The sequence below is a fragment of the Nocardia nova genome, assembly GCF_002933465.1.
In the GTDB taxonomy this organism is placed as follows: Bacteria; Actinomycetota; Actinomycetes; order Mycobacteriales; family Mycobacteriaceae; genus Nocardia; species Nocardia nova_B.
Genome location: NZ_PSZE01000004.1, coordinates 164947 through 185687, shown reverse-complemented (window position 1 = coordinate 185687; position 20741 = coordinate 164947). Strand labels below are relative to the sequence as shown.

General features: G+C 65.7%; 21 protein-coding genes. 11 read left to right on the top strand and 10 right to left on the bottom strand.

Going from position 1 to position 20741, the window contains the following annotated elements:
- Positions 1-7: 7 nt before the first annotated feature.
- A complete protein-coding gene (gene ald, locus C5E41_RS06975) occupies positions 8-1132 on the bottom strand; it encodes an alanine dehydrogenase (protein ID WP_104375152.1) in 1125 nt (374 codons plus the stop codon).
- Positions 1133-1369: 237 nt separating this feature from the next.
- Between ald and C5E41_RS06970 the strand changes: the two genes are divergently transcribed.
- From C5E41_RS06970 to C5E41_RS06955, 4 genes are all read left to right on the top strand, one after another.
- On the top strand, positions 1370-1516 hold the full coding sequence (locus C5E41_RS06970) for a hypothetical protein (protein WP_258080802.1): 147 nt from the start codon (positions 1370-1372) through the stop codon (positions 1514-1516).
- Positions 1497-2015: a gamma carbonic anhydrase family protein gene (locus tag C5E41_RS06965; RefSeq protein ID WP_104375004.1), complete on the top strand. Its 519-nt coding sequence runs from the start codon at positions 1497-1499 to the stop codon at positions 2013-2015. The genes C5E41_RS06970 and C5E41_RS06965 overlap by 20 nt, the downstream gene beginning before the upstream one ends.
- A 129-nt stretch (positions 2016-2144) precedes the next feature.
- Positions 2145-2324 carry a hypothetical protein gene (locus tag C5E41_RS06960; RefSeq protein ID WP_104375003.1) on the top strand — a complete coding sequence of 60 codons (180 nt, stop codon included), beginning with the start codon at positions 2145-2147 and terminating at the stop codon, positions 2322-2324.
- Between the two features lie 113 nt (positions 2325-2437).
- On the top strand, positions 2438-3058 hold the full coding sequence (locus C5E41_RS06955; RefSeq protein ID WP_104375002.1) for a TetR/AcrR family transcriptional regulator: 621 nt from the start codon (positions 2438-2440) through the stop codon (positions 3056-3058).
- Between the two features lie 74 nt (positions 3059-3132).
- Here the strand turns inward: C5E41_RS06955 and C5E41_RS06950 are convergent, their stop codons facing one another.
- Both C5E41_RS06950 and C5E41_RS06945 read right to left on the bottom strand, forming a co-directional pair.
- Entirely contained in the window at positions 3133-5028 is a 1896-nt protein-coding gene (locus tag C5E41_RS06950; protein WP_308706091.1) for an Eco57I restriction-modification methylase domain-containing protein, read from the bottom strand.
- Positions 5029-5095: 67 nt separating this feature from the next.
- Positions 5096-6775 carry a bifunctional metallophosphatase/5'-nucleotidase gene (locus C5E41_RS06945; RefSeq protein ID WP_258080801.1) on the bottom strand — a complete coding sequence of 560 codons (1680 nt, stop codon included), beginning with the start codon at positions 6773-6775 and terminating at the stop codon, positions 5096-5098.
- A gap of 394 nt (positions 6776-7169) precedes the next feature.
- Here C5E41_RS06945 and C5E41_RS06940 point away from each other — a divergent pair, with 394 nt between their 5' ends.
- Both C5E41_RS06940 and C5E41_RS06935 read left to right on the top strand, forming a co-directional pair.
- Complete coding sequence (locus C5E41_RS06940; protein WP_104375001.1) at positions 7170-8666, top strand: NERD domain-containing protein; 1497 nt, start codon at positions 7170-7172, stop codon at positions 8664-8666.
- 104 nt (positions 8667-8770) lie between these two features.
- Complete coding sequence (locus C5E41_RS06935) at positions 8771-9424, top strand: Uma2 family endonuclease (protein ID WP_104375000.1); 654 nt, start codon at positions 8771-8773, stop codon at positions 9422-9424.
- 23 nt (positions 9425-9447) lie between these two features.
- On the opposite strand, the gene C5E41_RS06930 is transcribed toward C5E41_RS06935, so the two are convergent.
- The 6 genes from C5E41_RS06930 to C5E41_RS06905 form a co-directional block, all read right to left on the bottom strand.
- Positions 9448-10254 carry an ESX secretion-associated protein EspG gene (locus C5E41_RS06930; RefSeq protein WP_104374999.1) on the bottom strand — a complete coding sequence of 269 codons (807 nt, stop codon included), beginning with the start codon at positions 10252-10254 and terminating at the stop codon, positions 9448-9450.
- A 3-nt stretch (positions 10255-10257) separates the two neighbouring features.
- The gene (locus C5E41_RS06925; protein WP_146097482.1) at positions 10258-11562 is read right to left on the bottom strand and encodes a hypothetical protein; all 1305 of its coding nucleotides are present in this window, start codon (positions 11560-11562) and stop codon (positions 10258-10260) included.
- Between the two features lie 15 nt (positions 11563-11577).
- Complete coding sequence (locus tag C5E41_RS06920) at positions 11578-11955, bottom strand: hypothetical protein (RefSeq protein ID WP_104374997.1); 378 nt, start codon at positions 11953-11955, stop codon at positions 11578-11580.
- A gap of 10 nt (positions 11956-11965) precedes the next feature.
- Positions 11966-12487: a DUF3558 domain-containing protein gene (locus tag C5E41_RS06915; protein WP_181063128.1), complete on the bottom strand. Its 522-nt coding sequence runs from the start codon at positions 12485-12487 to the stop codon at positions 11966-11968.
- Between the two features lie 221 nt (positions 12488-12708).
- The gene (locus tag C5E41_RS06910; RefSeq protein ID WP_104374995.1) at positions 12709-13266 is read right to left on the bottom strand and encodes a hypothetical protein; all 558 of its coding nucleotides are present in this window, start codon (positions 13264-13266) and stop codon (positions 12709-12711) included.
- 161 nt (positions 13267-13427) lie between these two features.
- Positions 13428-13613 (bottom strand): hypothetical protein, encoded by a 186-nt coding sequence (locus C5E41_RS06905; protein ID WP_146097481.1) that lies wholly within the window; start codon positions 13611-13613, stop codon positions 13428-13430.
- 372 nt (positions 13614-13985) lie between these two features.
- Between C5E41_RS06905 and C5E41_RS06900 the strand changes: the two genes are divergently transcribed.
- The 3 genes from C5E41_RS06900 to C5E41_RS06890 all read left to right on the top strand — a co-directional run bounded on the left by C5E41_RS06900 (position 13986) and on the right by C5E41_RS06890 (position 17655).
- Positions 13986-14864 (top strand): helix-turn-helix domain-containing protein, encoded by an 879-nt coding sequence (locus C5E41_RS06900; protein WP_104374993.1) that lies wholly within the window; start codon positions 13986-13988, stop codon positions 14862-14864.
- Complete coding sequence (locus tag C5E41_RS06895) at positions 14861-15073, top strand: DUF397 domain-containing protein (RefSeq protein ID WP_104374992.1); 213 nt, start codon at positions 14861-14863, stop codon at positions 15071-15073. Before C5E41_RS06900 ends, C5E41_RS06895 begins: the two co-directional genes overlap by 4 nt.
- 188 nt (positions 15074-15261) lie before the next feature.
- Positions 15262-17655 (top strand): MDR family MFS transporter, encoded by a 2394-nt coding sequence (locus C5E41_RS06890; RefSeq protein ID WP_104374991.1) that lies wholly within the window; start codon positions 15262-15264, stop codon positions 17653-17655.
- 127 nt (positions 17656-17782) lie between these two features.
- Here the strand turns inward: C5E41_RS06890 and C5E41_RS06885 are convergent, their stop codons facing one another.
- Positions 17783-19045, bottom strand: coding sequence for a cytochrome P450 (locus tag C5E41_RS06885; protein WP_258080800.1), 1263 nt, complete (start codon positions 19043-19045; stop codon positions 17783-17785).
- Positions 19046-19497: 452 nt separating this feature from the next.
- Here C5E41_RS06885 and C5E41_RS06880 point away from each other — a divergent pair, with 452 nt between their 5' ends.
- Both C5E41_RS06880 and C5E41_RS06875 read left to right on the top strand, forming a co-directional pair.
- Positions 19498-19947, top strand: coding sequence for a hypothetical protein (locus C5E41_RS06880; protein ID WP_104374990.1), 450 nt, complete (start codon positions 19498-19500; stop codon positions 19945-19947).
- A gap of 138 nt (positions 19948-20085) precedes the next feature.
- Positions 20086-20739 (top strand): Uma2 family endonuclease, encoded by a 654-nt coding sequence (locus C5E41_RS06875; RefSeq protein ID WP_258080799.1) that lies wholly within the window; start codon positions 20086-20088, stop codon positions 20737-20739.
- The last annotated feature ends 2 nt before the right edge of the window (positions 20740-20741 follow it).

Genomic DNA, 20741 nt, shown 5'->3' with positions numbered 1-20741 from the left:
CGGCGCGTCACCGGCACGCCTGCCACCGGGCCCCGTGACCGACCCCGAGCAGGCCGTGCGCCCGGGCCACCTCCGGTGAGTAGAGCTGTCCCGCATCGGCATTGAGCCCGGATTCGAGGCCCGGGTCGGCACGGCAGGCCGCCCGCCAGCCGAGATCGGCGATCGTCCGCACATACGGCAGGGTGGCGTTGGTCAACGCCACGGTGGCGGTGTGCGGGACCGCGCCGGGCATATTCGCGACACAGTAGAACAGCGAATTCGCCACGGGGAAGGTCGGTTCGGCGTGCGTGGTGGGGTGCGAGCTCTGAAAACAACCGCCCTGGTCGATGGCGATATCGACCAGCACCGTCCCGGGCCGCATTCGCTCCACCAGGGCGTCCGGGACCAGTTGCGGCGCTCGCGCTCCCGGCACCAGTACCGAACCGATCACCAGATCCGCGGCGACGACCGCCCGGTCGATGTCGGCCGCATTCGAGGCAAGAGGAGTGACCCGGCCGGCGAATCGGATGTCGAGTTCACGCAATCGCACCGGATTGGTGTCGAGCACGATCACCCGCGCACCCATCCCGACCGCGACCGTCGCCGCACTCGTTCCCGCTACCCCGCCGCCGATCACCACCACTTCCGCCGGTCGCACCCCCGGCACGCCGCCCAACAACACTCCGGCGCCACCTTCGGGCGCCATCAGGTGGTAGGCGCCGACCTGGGGTGCGAGTTTGCCGGCGATCTCGCTCATCGGCGTCAGCAGCGGCAGTGATCCGTCGGGTCCGCGCACGGTTTCGTAGGCGATGGCGGTGATGCCGGAGGCCAGCACGGCGTCGGTGCATTCCCGGGAGGCCGCCAGGTGCAGAAAGGTGAACAGCACCTGCCCGGCGCGCATGCGCGAATATTCTGCGGCGATCGGCTCTTTCACCTTCAACACCAGTTCCGCCTCGTCCCACACCGCGTCGGCGCTCGCGGCGATGTCCGCCCCGGCGGCAGCGTAATCGGCGTCGGTGAATCCGGACCCGAGTCCGGCGCCGGATTCGATCAGCACCCGATGACCGTGCCGGGTGAGTTCGACGGCGCCGGCCGGGGCGAGGGCGACCCGGCTCTCCTGCGGTTTGATCTCGCGCGGAACCCCGATTCTCATACCGCCATCGTGGCCCTGATCCGGGCGCGGTGCCATGATCAAGTCACGGCGATTCACAGAACCGCAATCAATCGGCAATCGATCCGCGCCCGCCAGCCCGCCATCGGCGTCGCACGGTGATCGACTCGTCCAGCGGCGGAATCCGCAGCTGCTTCTCGCGCCCGCCGTAGCCGAAGGTGCGCCGCGGGTGAGCGCATCGACCGCGCTCGGCTGCTGCTGGAATCCACCGACGACACGATGGACCGCATCGCGGCCGAGACCGGTCTGGGCACGGCGATGAATCTGCGCCACCATTTCCATCACACCCTCGGGCTGCCACCGGCCGCACATCGCGCGCAGTTCCGGGCCAGCTATGTTGACCCGCATGATGATCAAGCTGGGTGAGCACGAGCCGCAGATCGACGACACCGCGTGGGTGGCGCCGACGGCCACGGTGATCGGCCGGGTGCGGCTGGGTGAGCAGGTCAGCATCTGGTACGGCGCGGTGATCCGCGGCGATCTGGAGGACATCGGCATCGGCGCCGGCACCAACATCCAGGACGGCTGCGTACTGCACGCCGATCCGGGATTCGAACTGCAGGTCGGCAGCGGAGTGTCGGTGGGCCACAACGCGATTCTGCACGGCTGCACGATCGGCGACGACGTACTCGTCGGTATGGGCGCAACTGTGCTCAACGGCGCGGTGATCGGCGAGGGCAGCCTCATCGCCGCCAACGCCCTGATTCCCGAGGGCATGAAAATTCCGCCCGGCTCCCTGGTCGCGGGCGTACCGGGCAAGGTGCGACGCGAACTCGGCGATGCCGAACGCGATCGCATCAAGCTCAACGCCACGGTCTATCTGCGCAATCTGAGCACTCACCGCGACACCGGCACCCAGCTGTGAGTCGGGCCACACTGGTCAAACGTCCAGGTTGATCTCTTGGTAGCATCGTCGCAGCATGTTCGCGGTCCGCGGCAGTGAATCAGCGCCCCGGGCGGCGTACTGCGACGTGGGTATGCAGGAGGTTAGACGGTGTCGTACGAGCAGTCCGGTATGCACCGACCCAAGGGGCGGATCAGTGTGGCCGATATCGCGGCCCAACCCGGTGGCATCGAGGCGCTACAGCGCCGTGTCCATGAATTACGTTGTAATGGAAGCGATTTCGCCGCGAATGCGATCGAGCAGGAAATGACCGCATTCAATCTGCGCTGAGCGCGGGCGGCGGGAGCCCGGTCGGGAACGTCGGTGACGGTCCGGCGCGATGAGATAATGATCGTCTGCCTTCCGCATCGACGTGGTCATTCGCCGACTCGACTGGAGACCCCATGCCGCCTGTTCCGTCCATCCTGGCCCGCATCCTCGAGAAGCCCCGCTCCGACGGTGAGCAGCTGCTCGAGAGTGCCCTGTCGGCCTTCCTGGACTTCGGGATCAAACGGACCAGCATGGGTGAGATCGCGCGCCGCGCCGGCATCAGCCCCGCGACGCTGTATCGCCGCTTCGAATCCAAGAACGATCTCGTCGAGGCGGTGAGCGTGCGCGAGGCGCAGCGCTTCGTCGCCGATATCGAACAGCGGGTCGGCAGCATCACCGACAGCGAGGATCAGCTGGTGGAGATCTTCGTCGTCTTCATCACCGCGCTGGCGCACAACGAGCTGCTGCAGCGACTGCTGCGCACCGAACCGGAGCTGATCCTGCCGCGCTTGACCACCGACGCCGGCCCGATCCTCACGGTGGGCCGCGTCTACCTGGGCGACAAGCTGCGCGGTTTGCAGAAGACCAACGCCGAGCTGGATTTCGATGCCGACCTCGTCGCCGAGATCATGGCCCGGCTGGCGCAGTCCCTGGCCCTGACTCCCGATGGGCTGATTCCGCTCTCGGACGCGGAGGCCGCCCGCGCCTTCGCCCGGCGGACGTTGCTGCCGATGGTCGGGATCCACACCGCCTGACGGCCGCGTGGCCGGCGACGCGGAGTGCGCTACCGCCGGCTACCGGGAAGACTCCGATGCGACACTCGGCGGCCTTACCCGGTCTCGCCCAGTCCGAACGCCGCGGCCACTCGCCGATCGAGCAGTGCGACATCGGGTTCGGCTCCGCCGTTCGCCAATTCGCGAGCCAGGTCGGTGAGCCGCTGTCCCGCACCGGTATTCGGATCGGGCAGCGGAAGCCGGGTGACATACTGCGTGATCCATCGGCGCCGCCCGGCATAGAGCCGATTCCCGCACACGGCATCGTAGAACCGCGGACCGAGCGTCGAATTGGCCACGCCCATGAGCAGATACGCGATCCGCTCGTCACCGATATCGGCCAGCGACATCCAGTAGCAGTCCCCGTTCACCACCGCGCCGCTGCGATCGAGCGCGAACCGCGGCGCCACACTGATATCCGGGAACACCACCTTCGGACGACACCACAGATGCGGCCGCTGCGGCACCCAGATCTCGAACCACTCCCGCCCGGTGCCGGTGAGGTAGTTCCGAGCGGCCAAAGTGTCCTTGTGCTGTGCGAGATAGGCCGCGGCGTCCGGATATTCGCTCAGATCGACCGGTGTGCGGCAGGAGCAGGAAATCTCGTAGGGATACAGCACCCGGGTGTCACGGGCGCGTGCGATCCGCCACGGAGCAAGGTCGTGATGAGTCAGCAGCTCCCGGAGCAGTTCGGGCTCCGGACAGCAGGGACGATCTTCCCACCGGTCCGAGATGAAGACTCGGTCCGCATTCGTCTTGATGCCCACCCTGATGCGCGCGACCTCACCGAACGTGCGCCACGTGCCGGCGGCGATTCGCCCCAACCACTCATCGGTATCCGGTCGCGACATGCGCCAGGGAGTGGCGGGATCGAACGTACGCGACGTCGTACTCGCCGGTGACTTCTCGTTCGCCGATGCCCTGGAGCCGCCCATACCGCGCCCCGGGTTCCCGAATCGGCCCACGCTGTCGTGCGCCCCGGTCCACAACGTTCCGGTCTCCACCACAATGCGGCGACCGCCGTGGTCGACCACGGAATCGGCCCGGCCGACCAAAGCGTCGAACAGGTCGGTAGCGGCCGTCGGTTCCCGCTCGGACTCGTAGGCCGTGACGAAGCGGCAGCTCCGCTGCTCGTCCCCACGCACCGCGATCGTCACCGCGGGCAGGACCGCCGCCTCGAACAGCCGAGTATCCCCGAGGTCGTAGAGCTCCACCGGCGTCAGCTCCGCATACAGCAGCGCCCGAAGATTCGCTCCGGCCTTCGTGCTGAGAAATCGATTGGCACACAGCAGCCCCAGCACCCCGCTGGGCCGCAACAGCCGCGGAATCGTCGCGACGAAGGGATGGGTCAAATCGATCCGTCCCGACAGCCCGAACTGCTTGCTCAACATTTGCGCGGTCGCGCCGCCCAGCTGTTGGGTCCGCACATACGGCGGATTGGTGATCACCGCGTCGAAGCGCGAGTCGGCCAATTCTGCTGCCGCGCAGAGGAAATCGCCCACACGCCACTCGATGACGACACGATTCGACGGCGGTGCGGTATCCGTCCCGGGAGCCGCGTCGAAGCAGGTGCCGACCATGTCCGCCACCCACGACTCGGCGGTGCACTCCTCCGGCCGGACCTGTGACCGGCTGTTCCACGACACACCCCGAGCCCGAGCTTCGTGAACCGCTGCGGCATTCAGGTCGTACCCCACCAGGTGCAAGGAGGTATCCGGAAAGCGTTGCGCCGCAATACGTGCCACCGCCGACAACAACTCCCCGTCCCCGCAGGCGGGGTCCAGCACCGACAACGCACGTCCCGGCCGCAGATGCGCGAGCATCCGCTCCGCGAGAAACTCCGCCAACCGCGGCGGCGTGTAATGCCGCCCGTGCCGTTTCCGCGCTCCACCCCCGCCCGGCTCCCGTCCCGCCCGGCGTTGTGCTGCTGGCCGCTCCCGCCCGCCGCGCATGTCCGCATTCTGCCTGCTGCGAGGACAAATGTGGGCGAACTCGACGTTTCGCGCCGCCGCAGGTCGCTCACCGGCGTTGGACGCGCTCCTCGGGCGGACCGACCGCTCCCCGGTCACGCAGGTAGGTCTCCAGGGCGTCCAGATCGGTCGGGCCGACCGTCGTGTCCGTGCCCCGCGTGAACACCGCGAAGCCGTCACCTCCGGAGGCGAGGAAATTGTTGGTGGTCACCCGGTAGGTCGCGACCGGATTCACGGGCCGGTCGCCGATGCGGACGGAATCGGCGATCACCTTGTGCCCCGGGGCGGCCTTGTCGTCGTAGGAGTAGGAGATGCCCGCGACCGAGAGCAGGGCGGGTTTGCTCTTGTTGTCCCACTGCTGTTCCAGCAGGTCCAGTATCTGGCGCCCGGTCAGCGTGACGGTGACGACCTGATTGCCGAACGGCTGCGTCTCGTAGATGCCGCCGTAGGTGATCGGCCCGGGGCCGATGTCGGCGCGCACGCCACCCGGATTCATGAACGCCGCCACCGCCTGCGCCGAATCGTGGGTGACATCGAGCATCGCATCGGCGATCACCGCACCGAGCGGCGATTCACCGCCACCGCGATCGCTGCGCGTCAGCGGCGCGGTGGCGGTGCCCACGACCCGTTGCGCGCGCGGCGCCGCCTGGCCGGCGAAGAATCCGATCGACTTGTTCACCGCCGGATCGGCAGCGACATCGCGGGTCACCACCCGGTTCACCGCGTGCGCGGACACCTTCCCATGGTCGAATCGCAGTGTGACATCGGTGATCAGGCGGCCGTAGGACGCCGCCTGCGTGACCACCTTGCCGTCGAATTCGCAGTTGTAGGCCTGATGGCTGTGCGCGGTGAGCAGCACTCGAACGGCGGGATCGGTATGCGCCGCCAGCGCCGGCACATCGGGACTGATGTCGGCGCAGCCGTTGTAATCGGTGGTCTTCGCCGGTGTTCCCTGGGCGCCGCCGTCGTGCACGAGGGCGACAACGGTTTCCGCACCGGCCTGTTTCATGGCGGGCACGTACTTGTTGATCGCCTCGGCTTCCTCGCCGAAGGTGTAGCCGCGAATTCCTTCCGGGAAAACGAGATTCACCGTATCGGGTGTCACCACACCGACGACACCGATCGTGTGCCCGCCGATCGTCAGCATCGTCCACGGCCGCACTCCGGCCGGAGGCTCCCCGCGGGAATCGGTGAGATTGGCGGCGAGGAGATCGAAGCGTGCTCCCGTGAACGGCTCCCCCGGAGAACACCCGTCGAGCGCACATCCGCCCGCGCGCAACCGTCCCAGCTCCACGACCCCGTGGTCCAGTTCGTGATTGCCCACCGCCGACGCCACCACCCCGATCTGGTTGAGGTAGCCGATCGTCGGCTCGTCGTGGAACAACGACGACACCAGTGGACTCGCCCCGATATTGTCCCCCGCCGATACCACCGCGCTGTTCGGATACGCCGCCCGCAACCGCCGCAAATGCGTGGCCAGATACGCCGCCCCGCCCGCGGTGTACTCCCCCACCTGCCCGTTGCTCGCCTCCGGCGGTTCCAGATTGCCGTGCAGATCGTTGATCCCGAACAGATGCACCTCGCCGGGTTGCGCCGCCGGAAGGTCGCTGGTGGAGACCAGCGGTATCGCACCCTGACGTGGGGTTTCGCTGCTTCCGCCGCATCCGGACAGCGCGACCAGACTCATCGCGACGGCACCACCGGCCGCCATGCGCCGCAGAACACCCATACCGTCAGACTCTGACATACGGGAACGTCCCCGAAACGACGGTTCGGTGAACTCTGCGGTCGCCCTGCGCCATCGCCGACTCGAAACGGCTGCTCGTGCTCGTCAGCCCACGGTGATCGGCGATGTCTCCCAGCCGCGCACCGTCGATAAGCGGCGACGACGCGGAACGTCGATCCGACCCGTTCCGCGTACACCCTCACCAACCCGGAGTCGACATTCCGTCCGGTCGGAATCTGTTGTCTTATCTCACTTTTCGGCCGGTCGGCCGCCGCGTAGCAGCCCACCAGCCATTACCCGTCGAAAGCCGTTGTAGCGCAGTGCTATCACGCGACTTTCGGTGCCAGCACTCGGTTAACGTTGATGTGTTCCAACGCTTCTGGAGGTCGAACCGGCCATGCTGATAATCAACGGCGACATCACCAAACCGAAGACCCAACAGCAGGTCGTCGAATGGCTCGCGAACTACGTCACCCATCCCGGAATCGCCGTCTCCGGGGTCTACATCCCGAGGCTGGACGGCGGGAGCGCCGAAGCCGATCTTCTGGTGTTCACTCCGCACGCGGCGGCCGTCATCGAGGTCGACGCTCTCCGCAAGAAGACCCGCGGACCGCTGTCGTATTCGATGAACGAGCGATGGTCCGCACCGGGAATCCACGGCGATCCGGTCCAACTCCGCGGCGACGACCTCAACCCGCTGCACCAAATACGCGGGCCCGTCTCCGCCCTGAGAACCTTCGTCGCCGAACTGACACGCGGCCCGGAACCGTTCGTAGACGGCCTGATCCTGCTCATACCCAAGTCCGGAAACACGGTCACCCTCGACAAGGGCCCGATGCCCGGCGGGTTCACCGTCCTCCTCGGCGACAGCGCCTCCCAGCTCTACTCGTGGTTCGGCCGAACCGCCCAGCACCGCGACCGAACACCGTGGACCGCAGAGCTGGTCGTCACCGTCCTGGCAGCCCTGCGAGTCGACCGCACCCGCGACGCCGAAAGCCGCCGGCGGCTCTACGCCGAACTGGTAGCAGAGGGATTCCCGACCGAGGTGTCGGCAGTTCGGGCGGGAGAAAGTCGACGCTCGACGACGGGAACTGTCTCCGCCCCTTCGGACACCGCCCAGGCCGAATCGCAAGACTGGGGTGTACCGAATTCGCAAGCAGTGCCTACGAGTTCGCATCCCTTCTCTTCTCCGACCGATTCGAACCCGGCAGAGCCGCCGGCCCCCGTGACGAGCGCAACCCCGGCGGCCTCACCGGCTGCGAAGCACGAACCCATCCCGGCGAACTCATCGGTTTCGGACGCCGGGCCGCCCTCCTCGGCGCCGTCGGCTTCGCACGGCGAGTCGACACCCTCACCGCAAGCCCACCCGACACCGGCTACCGCGTCCACATCCGATCCGGTCCCCAACGCTCCGGGCGCAGTGGCTCCGGCACCCACCACGACGCATCCCGCGAACTCCGCCCCGATCCCTTCGTCCGCACCTCCTCGGAGATCGGATGAGCCCACCCACAGCGCCTCGCCGTCCGACGCCATCGCCCACACCACGCCGATCACATCCCACCAGGCGGACGCACCGGAACCCGACTGGACCGAGCCCGTCACAGACTTCGACCCCAGAACTCAACCGCCAGCACGCCACCGCCTCCGCACCGCGCTCCTGGGAATCGCCGCCGCCCTCATCCTCGTCTGCGGCATCGGCTACATGGCCGGCAGAGACCACCCCCGCGCACAATCCGGCTCCCAACCGGCACCATCCCAGGTTCACCCGCCCGAGAAGACGACAACGCCGACTCCGACGTCACCAATCGCGACCACTGACCGACCGGGCACATCACAGCGTCCGGCCACGCCTACGGAAGGGGCAACCTGCTATCCGTTCCAAGCAGGTTGCTGACGACACCGGTCATAAGCGTCGCTCGAATAGCGGGACGGCGCCGCTATCACTCGAGCAACTCCGGGACAACCAACCGGAGTACCTGGTGGGCCTACCATGACCGTATGTCCCAGCCGCGGATCGAGCGCCCCGACCTCCCGGAGTTCATGACGTGGGAGGAACTCGAACAAGTGCCCGAGGAGATCGCCGCGCAGATCGAACTGTGGGACGGTCGTGTGGTGTGGGTCCGCCGCGGGCCCGCGGAGCACCAGATCTTCACCAATCGCTTGTGGGTTGCGCTCGAGCGGCACACCCGGGAGGTCAATCGCACGGTCCCGGACGAGTGCTGGCGAGTGACGACCGAGACGAACGTCTTCCTCGGCAGTAGCGGAAAATCCGACTTCCTGACCCCGGATTTTCTGGTGCATCGCTGCCAGGGGTCGCCCTACCAGGACATCCGCGCCGCTGACACCCTGCTCGTCGGTGAGGTGTTGTCGCCATCCAACACGCAGTCCGATATGGAGGCCAAGAAGGCGCGCTACGCGGGTGCCGGAATCCCCTGGTACTGGGAAGTGACGTTGGCCCGAACGGAAAGCGCGATCGCCACGATTCGTGCCTACGCCCTCGAAATCGGTCACGGCGACCTCCCCCCGGGCGTCCGGCCGCTACATCCGGCCAACTACCTGCTTGCGGGCGAATGGTCCCCCGCCGACTCGGAAGAGGTGCGGATCGATTTCCCGTTCCCCATCGTCATCGGTTGGCAGGAACTCGAGTACTGACGGCCGAGGCCAGAATTCCCTTCTCACGCATAACCCGGGTCGTTGTCCTCACGGAACCCTTGAACCGTCGCGTCGATGAGGCGTTGCAGGTGGTTCTGGATGATGGATGTGTCCGCTGGGTCGGCGCGGAGGTCGTGTTTGGTGTGGCGGACCAGGTAGCGTCCGTCGGAGTAGTCCATGATGTGGAAATCGCGGGCCGGGGTGGGGCGGCGATCCCAGGCGGGGCCGGGGCAGACGGCCACGTGGAGGACGGTGCTGCGGGTGCGTTCGAAGAAGCGGACGGCTTCGTCGCGCGGAGAGCGGGGGGCGCCGTCGTGGAATGCGGTGTAGGGGCGGTCGTCGTCGGTGAGGTCGGCGCGGTTGACCTGCAGTGCGGGGCGGGCGCCTCGGGGGTGGCCGGGGATGGCGGCGAGTAGATGGCGGGTCAGATTTTCGGCACGGAGGAGTGACATACGAACGGCCCCACCTGATTCCGAATCGGATGTCGGTTCTTGGGTGACCAGGACCGCCTGCCGGTAGTGCACGGCCGCGTGGATGCGGACGCGATGGCGCGGATCGCCCATCTGCTCGAGATCGTCGGAACCTGTTGTCGTGGCGGCGAACCCGGCGATCTCGATCCGCGATTCCGGGCCGTGGAGAATGCGCACCGCGGCTTCGGCATTGTCGTCGATGCGGCCGGCGAGGTCGGCGGCTTCGGCTTTCCACTGGGCTTCCAGCTCGTCCGAGGTCTCGGCGGTGGAGCGGAACTGCAAGGGATACGGCAGGACGTCGTGTCCGGCGGCACGCCACAGAACGGTGAAACCGAGCGCGCTGAAAGTCCAACCTGCCATGCGCTATTCACCCAAGACCGGTGGGACGGTCTGCTGCCGCTGTTCCTCGGACAGGCCGGTCAGTTCGTCGCCGTTGTCCCGCGACACCAGTTCCTCGCTGATCTTGGACTTGTGGGTCTTCTCGTCCTCTCTCTTCGGCTTGGCGCCGGGCGGCGTCATGCCGGGCATACCGTTCATTCCGGCTGCGCCCTTGCCCACTCCGGGGGACAAGCCGCGAGCTGTCCCCTGCCCCTGGGCACCCGAACCGGGCACCGACGTGCCGCGACCGGCCGAATTACCGGACCCACCATAGGTTCCCGTGACGCCGGGTCCACCCGAACCGTACGGGAGCCCGGTGCGCGGGTCGATTCCGGCGGGTGTCGCCGAAGAAGGGGTGGTCTGCGCACCCGCCGCTGACGGATCCCATCCAGCCGAGGTGGTATTCGCGGCATTCTGCGTCGGGCTGGTCAGTGTTGACGAGTCGACAGCGCTCGGTGTCGTGCCGTCGCCGGGACCTTGATCGGAACTCGGCGGTTTGGGCTGGTTGGTATCGCCGGGGCCGTGGCCGTCGTCGGGGACTTTCGCGAGTGGACCCACCGGCGGGACTCCCGGCGGCTTCCATTCCGTGTTGTCGTCCGGCGTATTCACGGGATTGTACGGTCGAGGCGCCAGAGGCACCTGCGTGTCACTCTCGCGCACGGCGGGGTAGAACACATTGTTGATCAAATGTTCGTTCGCCGCGTTGGCCTGAGTTTTGCGATGGTCGTTCAGCTTCCACGTCGGCCCCGGCACCCAACCGGCAAGATCACTGGTCCAACTCGTGCGCGGGGTCGGCTGCGCGGCAGGCTTGACGATCTCCACCGCCGAGCGAACCAACTTCACCTTCTCGCTGACCAACTGGGCGGAGCTCACCAGATCTTTCTCTTTGTCGGTGAAGTTCTTGATGCCCTCGGCAGTCTTCTGAGCCGCGGCCCCCTGCCACTTCTCCGCAATGGCCTTCTGGATCTGCGGCCCGAAAGTGTTGTGCCCGTTCTCGATTGTGTTCCGCAGCCCCTCCCAGAAGTTGTGCAACGTCACGACGGTGCTCGGCTGCATCTTCTGAATGCGGTCGTACAGATTGTCGATATTCTGCGGGTTCTTGTACGCGTCCTGCGCCACCTCAGGGTTCTGGTATTGCCCTCCGAACCCGCCGTTGACGATCTGGTTGATTCGATTTCGAGCAGCCGTCGCATCCGGACTCTGATCGCCCTGTGCGTTCGCGAACGAGTCCGGCGGACCGCCCTTGTGCTGTTCCCACAGCGCGGCAACCAACGGGACGAGCGGAAGCACGATCAACTCCCCCGATCAGCGATTCTCGGAACCGGCTATGGTGCCGGCACTCTGCTGGTCGTGGTCGACCAGGCGGTCGACGGAATGCTTGATGGTGTCGCGGATGAGTTCGAGCACCTGGATGTGCTGATCAAAGGCCGAGTCGAAGTCTCCCTCGCCACCAACGGCTTTGGCGCCCAACATCTTTGCCAACTCGTCGGCGGCCGGGAAATCACCCAATCCGGTGACATTGGACATCTGCAGCAGCATCGCCTTGCATTCCTTGTAAACGTGAAGTTGATCTTCGCAAGCTTTCAAGCAATCACGCGAGACCGTCGGATCAAGATCCAGTCGACCGGCCTGAGACTCGCCCGCGAGATACTTCCACAGCGTCACATCTTCGTTCTGTCCCATAACTCCCCTATCAGGACGGAAACAGCGGCACGATTGCCGCGGCAGCACTGACCGCGTGGGGACACGGCGACTCCGTAGCGCGGGAGCTCATGTTGTAAATGGACACCTCGAAGGTCCCCTGGCTTGCAGGGAAGGCCGCGTAGCAGTTCGTGCCGTTCTTGTCCGATGCGGTTCGATACTGGTACCCCTTCCGCCCACCTACCGTGACTTCTTGAAAATCGATGTTGTCCGGCTTTTTCTTCAAATCGTCAACGGTGAACACCGACGACCAGACACCAAGCGTGTAATAGAAGTCGGGACTGTCGTGCCAGGAGCAAAGCTTCCAACCATCGACAGCTACACCACCGATGTTGACGGTGCGGGTGGCCGGATCAACCCCCGCCTGCCGCAGTGCGGCATCGGTGACCTGCGTGCACGGATCCCACAGCGCCGCTGTCGCCGCCTTGGCATCACTCGTCGCGGGCGTCGCCGTCCCCGAATTCGATGAGGAACACCCGGTTCCCAACGCCAGCACCGCCGTAGCTGCCAGCATGGCTGCGGCCGTCCGTCGTATCACCGATGCCTCCCGTTGTCCCCGCGCAGATTTCCTCTTGGAGTGTAGGACGCACGCTGGGCCGATCCGGTTCCCTCTCGTTCCAGGTTTGTGCAGCCGAGCCCCGATCGCGGTCGCGCAGACGGCCAGCAGAGCGCCGGAGGTCGCCGCGAAAATCATGTCGCCGGGCAGATCCGGCCGCGGACCGTGGACCGCATCCATCAGTCCACCTCGTCCAGCGCCGACAACGCCGCACTCGCCGCAAGCCCGGCCAGGCAACCGGGGAAGCAATCACGGTGGGCCTCCCACAATCGCCGGGCACAATCGCGTTCGAGGTGAGCGGGTTCCCAGGTGCAGTCGTTCAACGACGGCGACGCCACGGCATACGATTCCGACGTTCCTGCCCGCCACAGGCGGGGTGGCGTGACGGTGGCCAGATGGAATTCGGCACTGACGCGTTCCGGCTGGTTGTCGACATGCCCCAGGTCGAAGACGATGATGGCGGACGCATCCATCCCCGCCGCGATCGCGAGGCTGTACCCGACCGGATCGCGAGTCCCCTCGGGCGGACGCAGCGTGCACAGCCAACTGAGTTCGAGATGATAGGCAAGACACTGTATTTCGAGATCGTGTTGCACAGTGTCAGGGCCCGAGATCTCGGGCCGCACGAGGCCGACGGCCTTGGTGTGGGCCACCGACATAACCGTGAGCGCACCCGCCGCCTCCCGCAGCGCGTCCGCCGCGTCGTCATTTTCACCGATTGTGTTCCAGCCGTGCATGTCTTGCGCCTTCGCGACAGGTGATCGGCTATCGGTTCGCCTGGTGCGAGTCGGAAGCCTGAAGCGATCACCCTCGCCCGGCGCGTAATCCGGATCGCTGTCGGGCGGGAAAGCGGCGACAGGGTCTTTGCGCGACCGCCTGCGCGACCGACTGTGGTTCCTCACCGGCAGTTCTCCCGCCCGGTAGCAGGAGAGCAGCCGGCAGCAGCGGCGATATCGGACCAGAACTCGCGTTGCACGCTGTCCCACAACCGAATCCACTTCGGACACCGCTCACGCGCCTCGGCGAGGTCCGTACCGGGCGCGAACCGCAGAACCTGTTCCGGCTCGGCGTTCGTGTCGCGCACGGCCGATACCTCGATACGGGCCCGAGGGTTGCGAGTCGACCGCCACACCGCACACAAGCCATCGACTTCGGTGATCCGGTCACCACTGACCGCGCAATCCTCTTCCCGTCTGTGCGCCAACGGATTACGCTCTTGCCTTGCCGATCGCTCAGTTGTCGTCACCGCGATGCCTTCGGTCGATGGGAGGGACCGACGGGCTCTTCGACCCGCCCGCGCCCCGGATGTAGGCCCAGCACAGCGAATTGGCTGCGAATCGACAATCGAAAATGGTTAATCCGTAGGGATTCATCAGAAGTCCAAGCTCGTCGTCCCAGAACCCTGCGGCGTTCATCCACAACCCCGGATCGCCGCATCCGAAGGAGGCAGCTCGTCATGGTGGATATCAGTTCGACGCTCCCCCGCCGTCAACTCGGACGGTATCTGCGGGAGCTGCGTCAGGGGTCCGGGCTGACGATCGCGGAGCTCGCACGGCGCATCGAGCGCGGCGCCACGACGGTCCAACGTCTGGAAACCGGTACGGCCGACCGCATACGGCTGTGGGATGTCGACGCGATCTGCCAAGTCTGCGGTGCCGACGATACGACCACAGAAGCGCTCAAAGGCCTTGCACAGCAGGGAAACAGCAAGAGCTGGTGGCATCAGTACGGGGACCTGATACCGATGAACTTCGATGTGTACATGGGCCTGGAGTCCAGTGCAGCGAAACTGACGTCATTCGCCGAACTCGTGCCCGGACTGCTGCAAACACCTGAGTACGCCCAAACCCTGAGCCGCTTGGCGCATCCTTCCGAACCGGAAAGCGAGATCAGCAGGCGAGTGGAGATGCGGTCACGGCGCCAAGTCGTGATCACCAAGAAGGCAGCGCCGCTACAAGTAGACGTAATCTTGGATGAATCCGCATTGCACCGTGTCGTCGGCAACCGCCGCGCGATGGGCGCGCAGCTCCGCCACCTCGCTGACATGGGCACCCGGGCCAATATCTCGGTCCGAGTTCTGCCGTTCGGTGCTGGCGTGCCTCTGGGCGACCTCACCGGCCCCTTCATCATCCTGGATTTCGGCCAACCCATGAGTGATAGACCGGCCGAACCGTCCGTGGTTTACGCCGAGGGTTACACGGGGGCTATGTATTTCGACGATTCCGAGGTCGTCGCGCGGTATCGCGAGGCGCACACCGCCCTCCAGAAGGTAGCGTTGGATGCGCAAGACAGCAGGAAGTTGCTGAGGGATAAGGCAAGGGAGTTCGCAAGGTGAACGCAAATCTATCCACGGCTCGCTGGTTCAAGAGCAGCCACAGCGGCGGCAGCCAAGAGTGCGTCGAAGTCGCCTTCCTCGCCGACGGCACGGTGGGCGTACGCGACTCGAAGAACCCCACCGGGCCCGCCCTCGCCTTCGCGCCCGAAGAATGGGACGCCTTCACCGCAACCGTCGCAAGCACCGGACTCGATCAGCCCAGCGCATAGCGATCGACGCACACCGACCTCCCCCTTGACCACCATTCGCGGGTCTCTCAGTGGACGTCGAATCCTTTGAATGTCGCCCAGTCCGCGATAGGTTCTCGGCCCAACCGAGGCGGTCCGGCATCGCTCTATGGTTGGACTGGCTTGCGGCCGTGTACGGTTCTGGCGAATGACGAAGCTGGGGGTGGGTGATGGACTCTTCGCACGGCGGAACGCTGGCAGGGTACGCGATCGAGGGCGTGCTCGGACAGGGCGGAATGGGTACGGTGTATCGGGCCCGGCATCCGCGATTGCCGCGCAGTGTGGCGCTCAAATTGCTCAATGCGGATGTGTCGACGGATCCGGAGCTGCGGGCGAGGTTCGAGCGGGAGGCCAATGTCGTTGCGCACCTGGATCATCCGGGCATCGTCGGGATCCATGATCGCGGCCTCGAGAACGGACAGCCGTGGTTCGCCATGCAGTACATCGAGGGGACCGATGCGAGCCGACTGGATCCGCGGACTGTCAGTGTGGAGCGGGCCGTTCGGATTGTCGGGGAGGTCGCGGCCGCACTCGATTACGCGCACAGCCACGGTGTGCTGCACCGAGATGTTAAGCCGGCGAACATTTTGCTGACGACGACACAGGCCGGTCGGGTGGAACGCGCCGTACTCACCGATTTCGGCATTGCGCGCCTGATGACCGCGAATACCCAGTTGACCTCGACCGGAACCTTCACCGCCACACTGGCATACGCTTCCCCTGAGCAGTTGTCCGGAATTGCGGTCGATCACCGCACCGATCAGTACTCGCTGGCCTGCACGCTCTTCGCGTTGCTCTGCGGCCGGACTCCGTTCGCCGCCAACGATCCAGGACAGGTGGTAGCCGGCCATCTGTCCAGACCGGTTCCACCGCTGGATCGTCCGGATGTGCCGCCGCAATTGAATGCTGTTATCGCGCGGGCGATGTCAAAGAATCCGGCCGAACGCTTCGCGAGCACAGGAGAGTTCGCGGCCGCGGCACTGCGGGCAGTGTCCGGGCAGGCTTTCGCGTATCAGCCGCAGCCACCGCTTCAGTTCCAGCACCAACCTGCGCCGCACAACACCTGGCCGAGCGCCCCGGCGAATCAATACTTCCCTAGTCCTGCGGTCCCGCCACAGGGATGGCCCGCCGCGCCCCATCACCGCGGTGCGCCGAGGCCGAGCAGTCCGTGGCCGGCCGGATGCGCGCTGGCATTCGGATTCTTCCTCGTGCTGTTCGAATCCACCGCCTCGAGGAGCGGGCGCCCGTCGATGCTCCGCGACCTGCACGGCAGCCTCGTCGAGGCCGACTGGCTGGACACCGCCTATCTGTTGTTCGCGACGGTGCCGATGCTGTTCGCCGGGCGGCTGGGAGATCGCTTCGGTCCCAAGAATATGTATGTGATCGGTATGGCACTGTTCCTGGTTGCCGCGTTGACAAGCGCGCTCTCGCCCAATTTCGCGATCGCGATCGTGGCCCACGCTGTGCAGGGACTGGGCGTGGCGATGATCGTGCCGCAGACCCTAGCGGTTATCACCCGCACCTTCCCGCCGGGCAAGCGCGGCGCGGCTCTCGGCTTGTGGGGCGGCGCCGGTGGCGCGGCCACTCTGCTGGGCCCGGCCGTCGCCGACGCGTTTGTGAACTACTTCACCTGGCGCTGGATATTTCTTCTCGGCCTTCCGCTCGGTGTGGTCGCGATCGCGCTGGGTGCCGCGCTGATACCAACGCTGCCTGCACAGCGATCGAACACGGACCCGCTCGGTGTGCTCCTCTCCGGGACCGGAGTACTACTGCTGGTTCTCAGCGTCGAGCAGGGACTTGCTCAGGGTTGGACGGTATGGGGTTTCGGGCTGGTCGGTGGTCTGCTGGTGTTCGGGTTGTTCCTGCTTGTCCAGGCGCGCAGTACCAGCGATCCGCTGCTGCCCGGAGTCGTTCTGCGCGACCGCAATTGGTGGTTGTCGGGTTTCGCGACAGTCGTCATGACGGCTTCGATCAGCGCGCTGCTGATAGCGGTGACGATCAGCCTGGAGGTCGTCCACGGTGCAGCCGTGGTCTTCGCGGCAATGGTCTTGGTGCCCGCGGCCCTGATCACCGGCAGTTTCTCGCCCATAATGGGCAACGTCGCCGACCGGATGCATCCGGCGATCATTCCCACCCTCGGATTCGCGCTGTCGGCAATCGCCGCCGGCGGGATTGCGGTCGCGATGACGATCGACGCCAACCCCACCCTGGCCTTTGCGCTGATCGGCGCCGTACTGGCGTTCGGTTCGGCTTGTGTCTGGGGGCCACTCGCCGCGGCTGCGACTCGCGTCCTCCCGCCGCACCGGGCCGGTGTCGGCGGCGGCATCTACGCGACCGTGTACCTGATCGGTCCGACATTCGGGTCTGTCGCGTTCAGCAAGCTGATCGGTTCCGAGTACCGAAGCGGCGGTGGTCTGGACACTGGCCTGCGGAACTTGGGACTGCTGGCCGTCGGGCTCCTGGCGGCCGGTGCAATAGCCACTGCACTGTTCATCCGGCGGAACCCCGCACCGACCACCCCGGCCCCCGGCTTTCCCGTACACGCCGCCCAGAGTTTCCACTGATCGGGCACACAAGACGAACTGCCCGAGAAACCGCACCAGAGCACACCACATGAAGAACAAGCGGGAGGCGCGGCGCGCCAGAGGGAAAGTGTGGCGCTGGAATGCCAAGCGCGCCACCGGAAACTCCCTACCTCAGATTCAGCCGAGGTGATGGGGGGAAAGTGACCGGCAGTGCCGCCATCGATCGATGGAATGGCCCAGGCCGCCAGCTGATCTCACTCGGATCGACAGCGAGGCGGATCTCCGGCAGCGCATCGAGCAGCTGATCGATCGCGTCCTGGACCACCAGATAACCCACCGAACGAGCCGGGCACGCATGCGGGCCCGCACCCCAGGCCAGATGCGAGCGATTACCGGTGCGATCGCCACCCGCGATGTCGGGATCGTTATTGCAGGCAGCCAGACTGACCACCACCGGCTGATGCGCGGGAAGCCAGGTGTTGTCGATCAGAATCGGCTGGCGCGGATAGGTCATGCAGAAGTTGGCCAGCGGCGGATCGGTGAACAGCACCTCGTCCAGCGCATCGCGAGTGGACAGGTTACCGCCGAGGATGTCGCCGCCGAAACCCTCGGCGGTGATCATCAGCAGCAGCGTATTGGAAATCAGATTCTGCTGCGGCTCGATACCCCCGCCATAGAAGACGATCAGGTTGCGGACCATCTCCTCGTCGGTCAGTTTGGCCGGATGATGCGCCAGATGCGAGGTGACATCGTCGGCGGGTGCGGCGCGGCGCAGCTGCACCTGCTCCATCAGCGCCTGACTCATATGGTCCATACCCCACGCGGCGTTCACCGTGTCGAATATCGCGGCCATCCCGGTGGCGACGCGCTGACCCAACTCCGGCGAACAGCCGACCATGCGGTTCAGCACCTCGAAAGCCAGCGGGAATGCGTACTGCGATACCAGATCCGCCGAACCGGATTCACAGAATCCGTTGATCAGCGGGATGGCGATTTTCTCGACGGTGGTGTGCAATTCGTGCAGGTCGACCCGGTCGAAGGCGGCCGTGAAGGCCTGCCGATACCGCGCGTGAGCATTGCCGGCGCTGCGAATCACGTTCGGATACCACTCCATGATCGGCCGAACTGGGCAATCCGCGGGAACGGTCCTCTCCCACGCCCGCGGGTCGGCCGGGAAGTGGTCGGGATCGTTGAGGATCCGCAACGCGGTGTAATAGCCGATGACCAGGGTCGCCGGTACGCCGGGCGCCAGCTCGATCGGCACCAGGGAGCCGTAGCGACGGCGCATCGCTTCATAGGCGCGGTGCGGGTCGGAAACGAATTCCGGTGTGTCCAGCACGATCCGGGGGCCGTCGGTGTCGACCGGGGAGCCGGCCTGCTGGACGGGGCAGCCGGTGGCGGCAGACAGGTCAGAAGGTGGGCTTGACAAAGGGGTGACTCCAGGGGATGAACCAACAAGCGCGGCAGGGGATTCGCTATCGGTCGTTAGCTAACAACGTAACCTCATGCTTGTGGTGAGAATAGGGGCTGTGGCAGCCCGCCAGCTAGCTTATTCGTAAAACAGATCGTCGGCCGGTGTCACAACACTCTGGACGCCCGACCCGGACGAACGCCTCCACCGAGAAGGAGCTGAAGTCCGACTACGCCCACACCGCAGCGGTTCTCGACCAACTCGACGGCACGAACCATCGCTGACGAGCCGACCAGCCTGCCGCAGGTATCGTCGCGAGCGCAGAGGAAGGGCGAGAAGTGCAGGGGCCGAGAGGAAGGTATCGCTCTGGAATGACAAGCGAGCCACCGGGTCCCGTTGCGGCGCTCGGGTCAGGACTGGCCGCCACCGCACTGCTCGTCGGGCCGGCAGCCTACGATCAAATCGACACAATGGCTGCCGTATACGGCAGCTGGGTGGTCTGGCTGCCGATCGCCATCTTGTCCGGCACGCGCCGCGAGTGGGACAAGACCTTCGCCGACGGTCGCGGTCGCTTGGCTCGGATACGTTCCTTCCTCACCGAATGGGTCGGATGGCTCGGCATCGGCACGGCCGCCGCCGCAGTGGTGCTCCGGGTCGCGCTGTCACCGTATGGAATACATCCGCGAGGAGGGTGGTGGCTGGCGCTCGAGATAGCCGTCCCCGCGGCCATGCTTGCGTTTCGTGGTGTGATCCGCAAGATCGGCGCCGGCCTGCTCGTTGTCCTGGCCGCCCCACTATGGCCCTATCTGCTGGTCGGAGTCGTGGTATTGCTAGGGCCCCCGTTCCTGGTCTACCTGGCCACGATCACCGTGTCTCGACTTCTCCGGCACACCCCGTCCGACGCGCGCCGACGAGACTGAGCGCCGCCCTACCCTCGCGCGCGAGCCACGTCGGCAACCCTGGCTGTCCGGGTGCCGTGATCGGTGGCTCCGGTATTCGTCGAAGCCGGGTTCTGCTGGCACGAACTAGATCGACGCATGCTGAACTACCATGACTGCGTGGCCGTCCCAGAGGCGAAGCGCCCCGAACTCCCGGGGCACTTGACCTGGGACGAACTGGGGACACTTCCCGATGAGATCGCCGAGCGTATCGAGCTCTGGAACGGGCGCGTGGTGTGGACACCACACTGCCCGCTCGAACATCACGAATTCACCAACCTGATCTGGAATGGCCTGCGCGCCTGCGCCAAAGCAGCATTGAAGGCGGATCCCGAGCAGTGCTTGCGGGTAAGCACCGAGACCAACGTGTTCTTCGGACGCACCGGCATGTCGGATTTCGTCACACCGGACTTCATGGTCTACCGGTGCCTATCGGAGCCGTACCAGTACGTCCGATCCGATCGGGTGGTTCTGGTGGGCGAAGTGCTCTCACCGTCCAATTCGGATGCCGACATGGAAGCGAAGAAGGCTCGCTACGCACGAGCCGGAATCCCGTGGTATTGGGAAGTGACCCTTGCCACGCACCGCAGCGAGATCGCGCACATCCACGCCTATACGCTGATCCCCGAGGTAAAACCCCCAGATCCCGGCATCACCGTGTTGCATCGCGCCAACTATGTCCTGGCCGGAGCCTGGTCCCCTACGGATGCGGGGGCGGTCACCATCAATCACCCGTTTCCCATCAGTATCCCCTGGTCCGAGCTGGAATTTTGAGC

Coding starts and splice junctions, on each gene's coding strand:
- C5E41_RS06900 (WP_104374993.1), top strand. CDS start 13,986: ATGGTGGATATCAGTTCGACGCTCCCCCGCCGTCAACTCGGACGGTAT.
- C5E41_RS06955 (WP_104375002.1), top strand. CDS start 2,438: ATGCCGCCTGTTCCGTCCATCCTGGCCCGCATCCTCGAGAAGCCCCGC.
- C5E41_RS06880 (WP_104374990.1), top strand. CDS start 19,498: ATGGCTGCCGTATACGGCAGCTGGGTGGTCTGGCTGCCGATCGCCATC.
- ald (WP_104375152.1), bottom strand. CDS start 1,132: ATGAGAATCGGGGTTCCGCGCGAGATCAAACCGCAGGAGAGCCGGGTC.
- C5E41_RS06920 (WP_104374997.1), bottom strand. CDS start 11,955: ATGGGACAGAACGAAGATGTGACGCTGTGGAAGTATCTCGCGGGCGAG.
- C5E41_RS06935 (WP_104375000.1), top strand. CDS start 8,771: ATGTCCCAGCCGCGGATCGAGCGCCCCGACCTCCCGGAGTTCATGACG.
- C5E41_RS06950 (WP_308706091.1), bottom strand. CDS start 5,028: ATGCGCGGCGGGCGGGAGCGGCCAGCAGCACAACGCCGGGCGGGACGG.
- C5E41_RS06915 (WP_181063128.1), bottom strand. CDS start 12,487: ATGCTGGCAGCTACGGCGGTGCTGGCGTTGGGAACCGGGTGTTCCTCA.
- C5E41_RS06965 (WP_104375004.1), top strand. CDS start 1,497: ATGATGATCAAGCTGGGTGAGCACGAGCCGCAGATCGACGACACCGCG.
- C5E41_RS06970 (WP_258080802.1), top strand. CDS start 1,370: ATGGACCGCATCGCGGCCGAGACCGGTCTGGGCACGGCGATGAATCTG.
- C5E41_RS06945 (WP_258080801.1), bottom strand. CDS start 6,775: ATGGGTGTTCTGCGGCGCATGGCGGCCGGTGGTGCCGTCGCGATGAGT.
- C5E41_RS06890 (WP_104374991.1), top strand. CDS start 15,262: ATGGACTCTTCGCACGGCGGAACGCTGGCAGGGTACGCGATCGAGGGC.
- C5E41_RS06940 (WP_104375001.1), top strand. CDS start 7,170: ATGCTGATAATCAACGGCGACATCACCAAACCGAAGACCCAACAGCAG.
- C5E41_RS06910 (WP_104374995.1), bottom strand. CDS start 13,266: ATGCACGGCTGGAACACAATCGGTGAAAATGACGACGCGGCGGACGCG.
- C5E41_RS06930 (WP_104374999.1), bottom strand. CDS start 10,254: ATGGCAGGTTGGACTTTCAGCGCGCTCGGTTTCACCGTTCTGTGGCGT.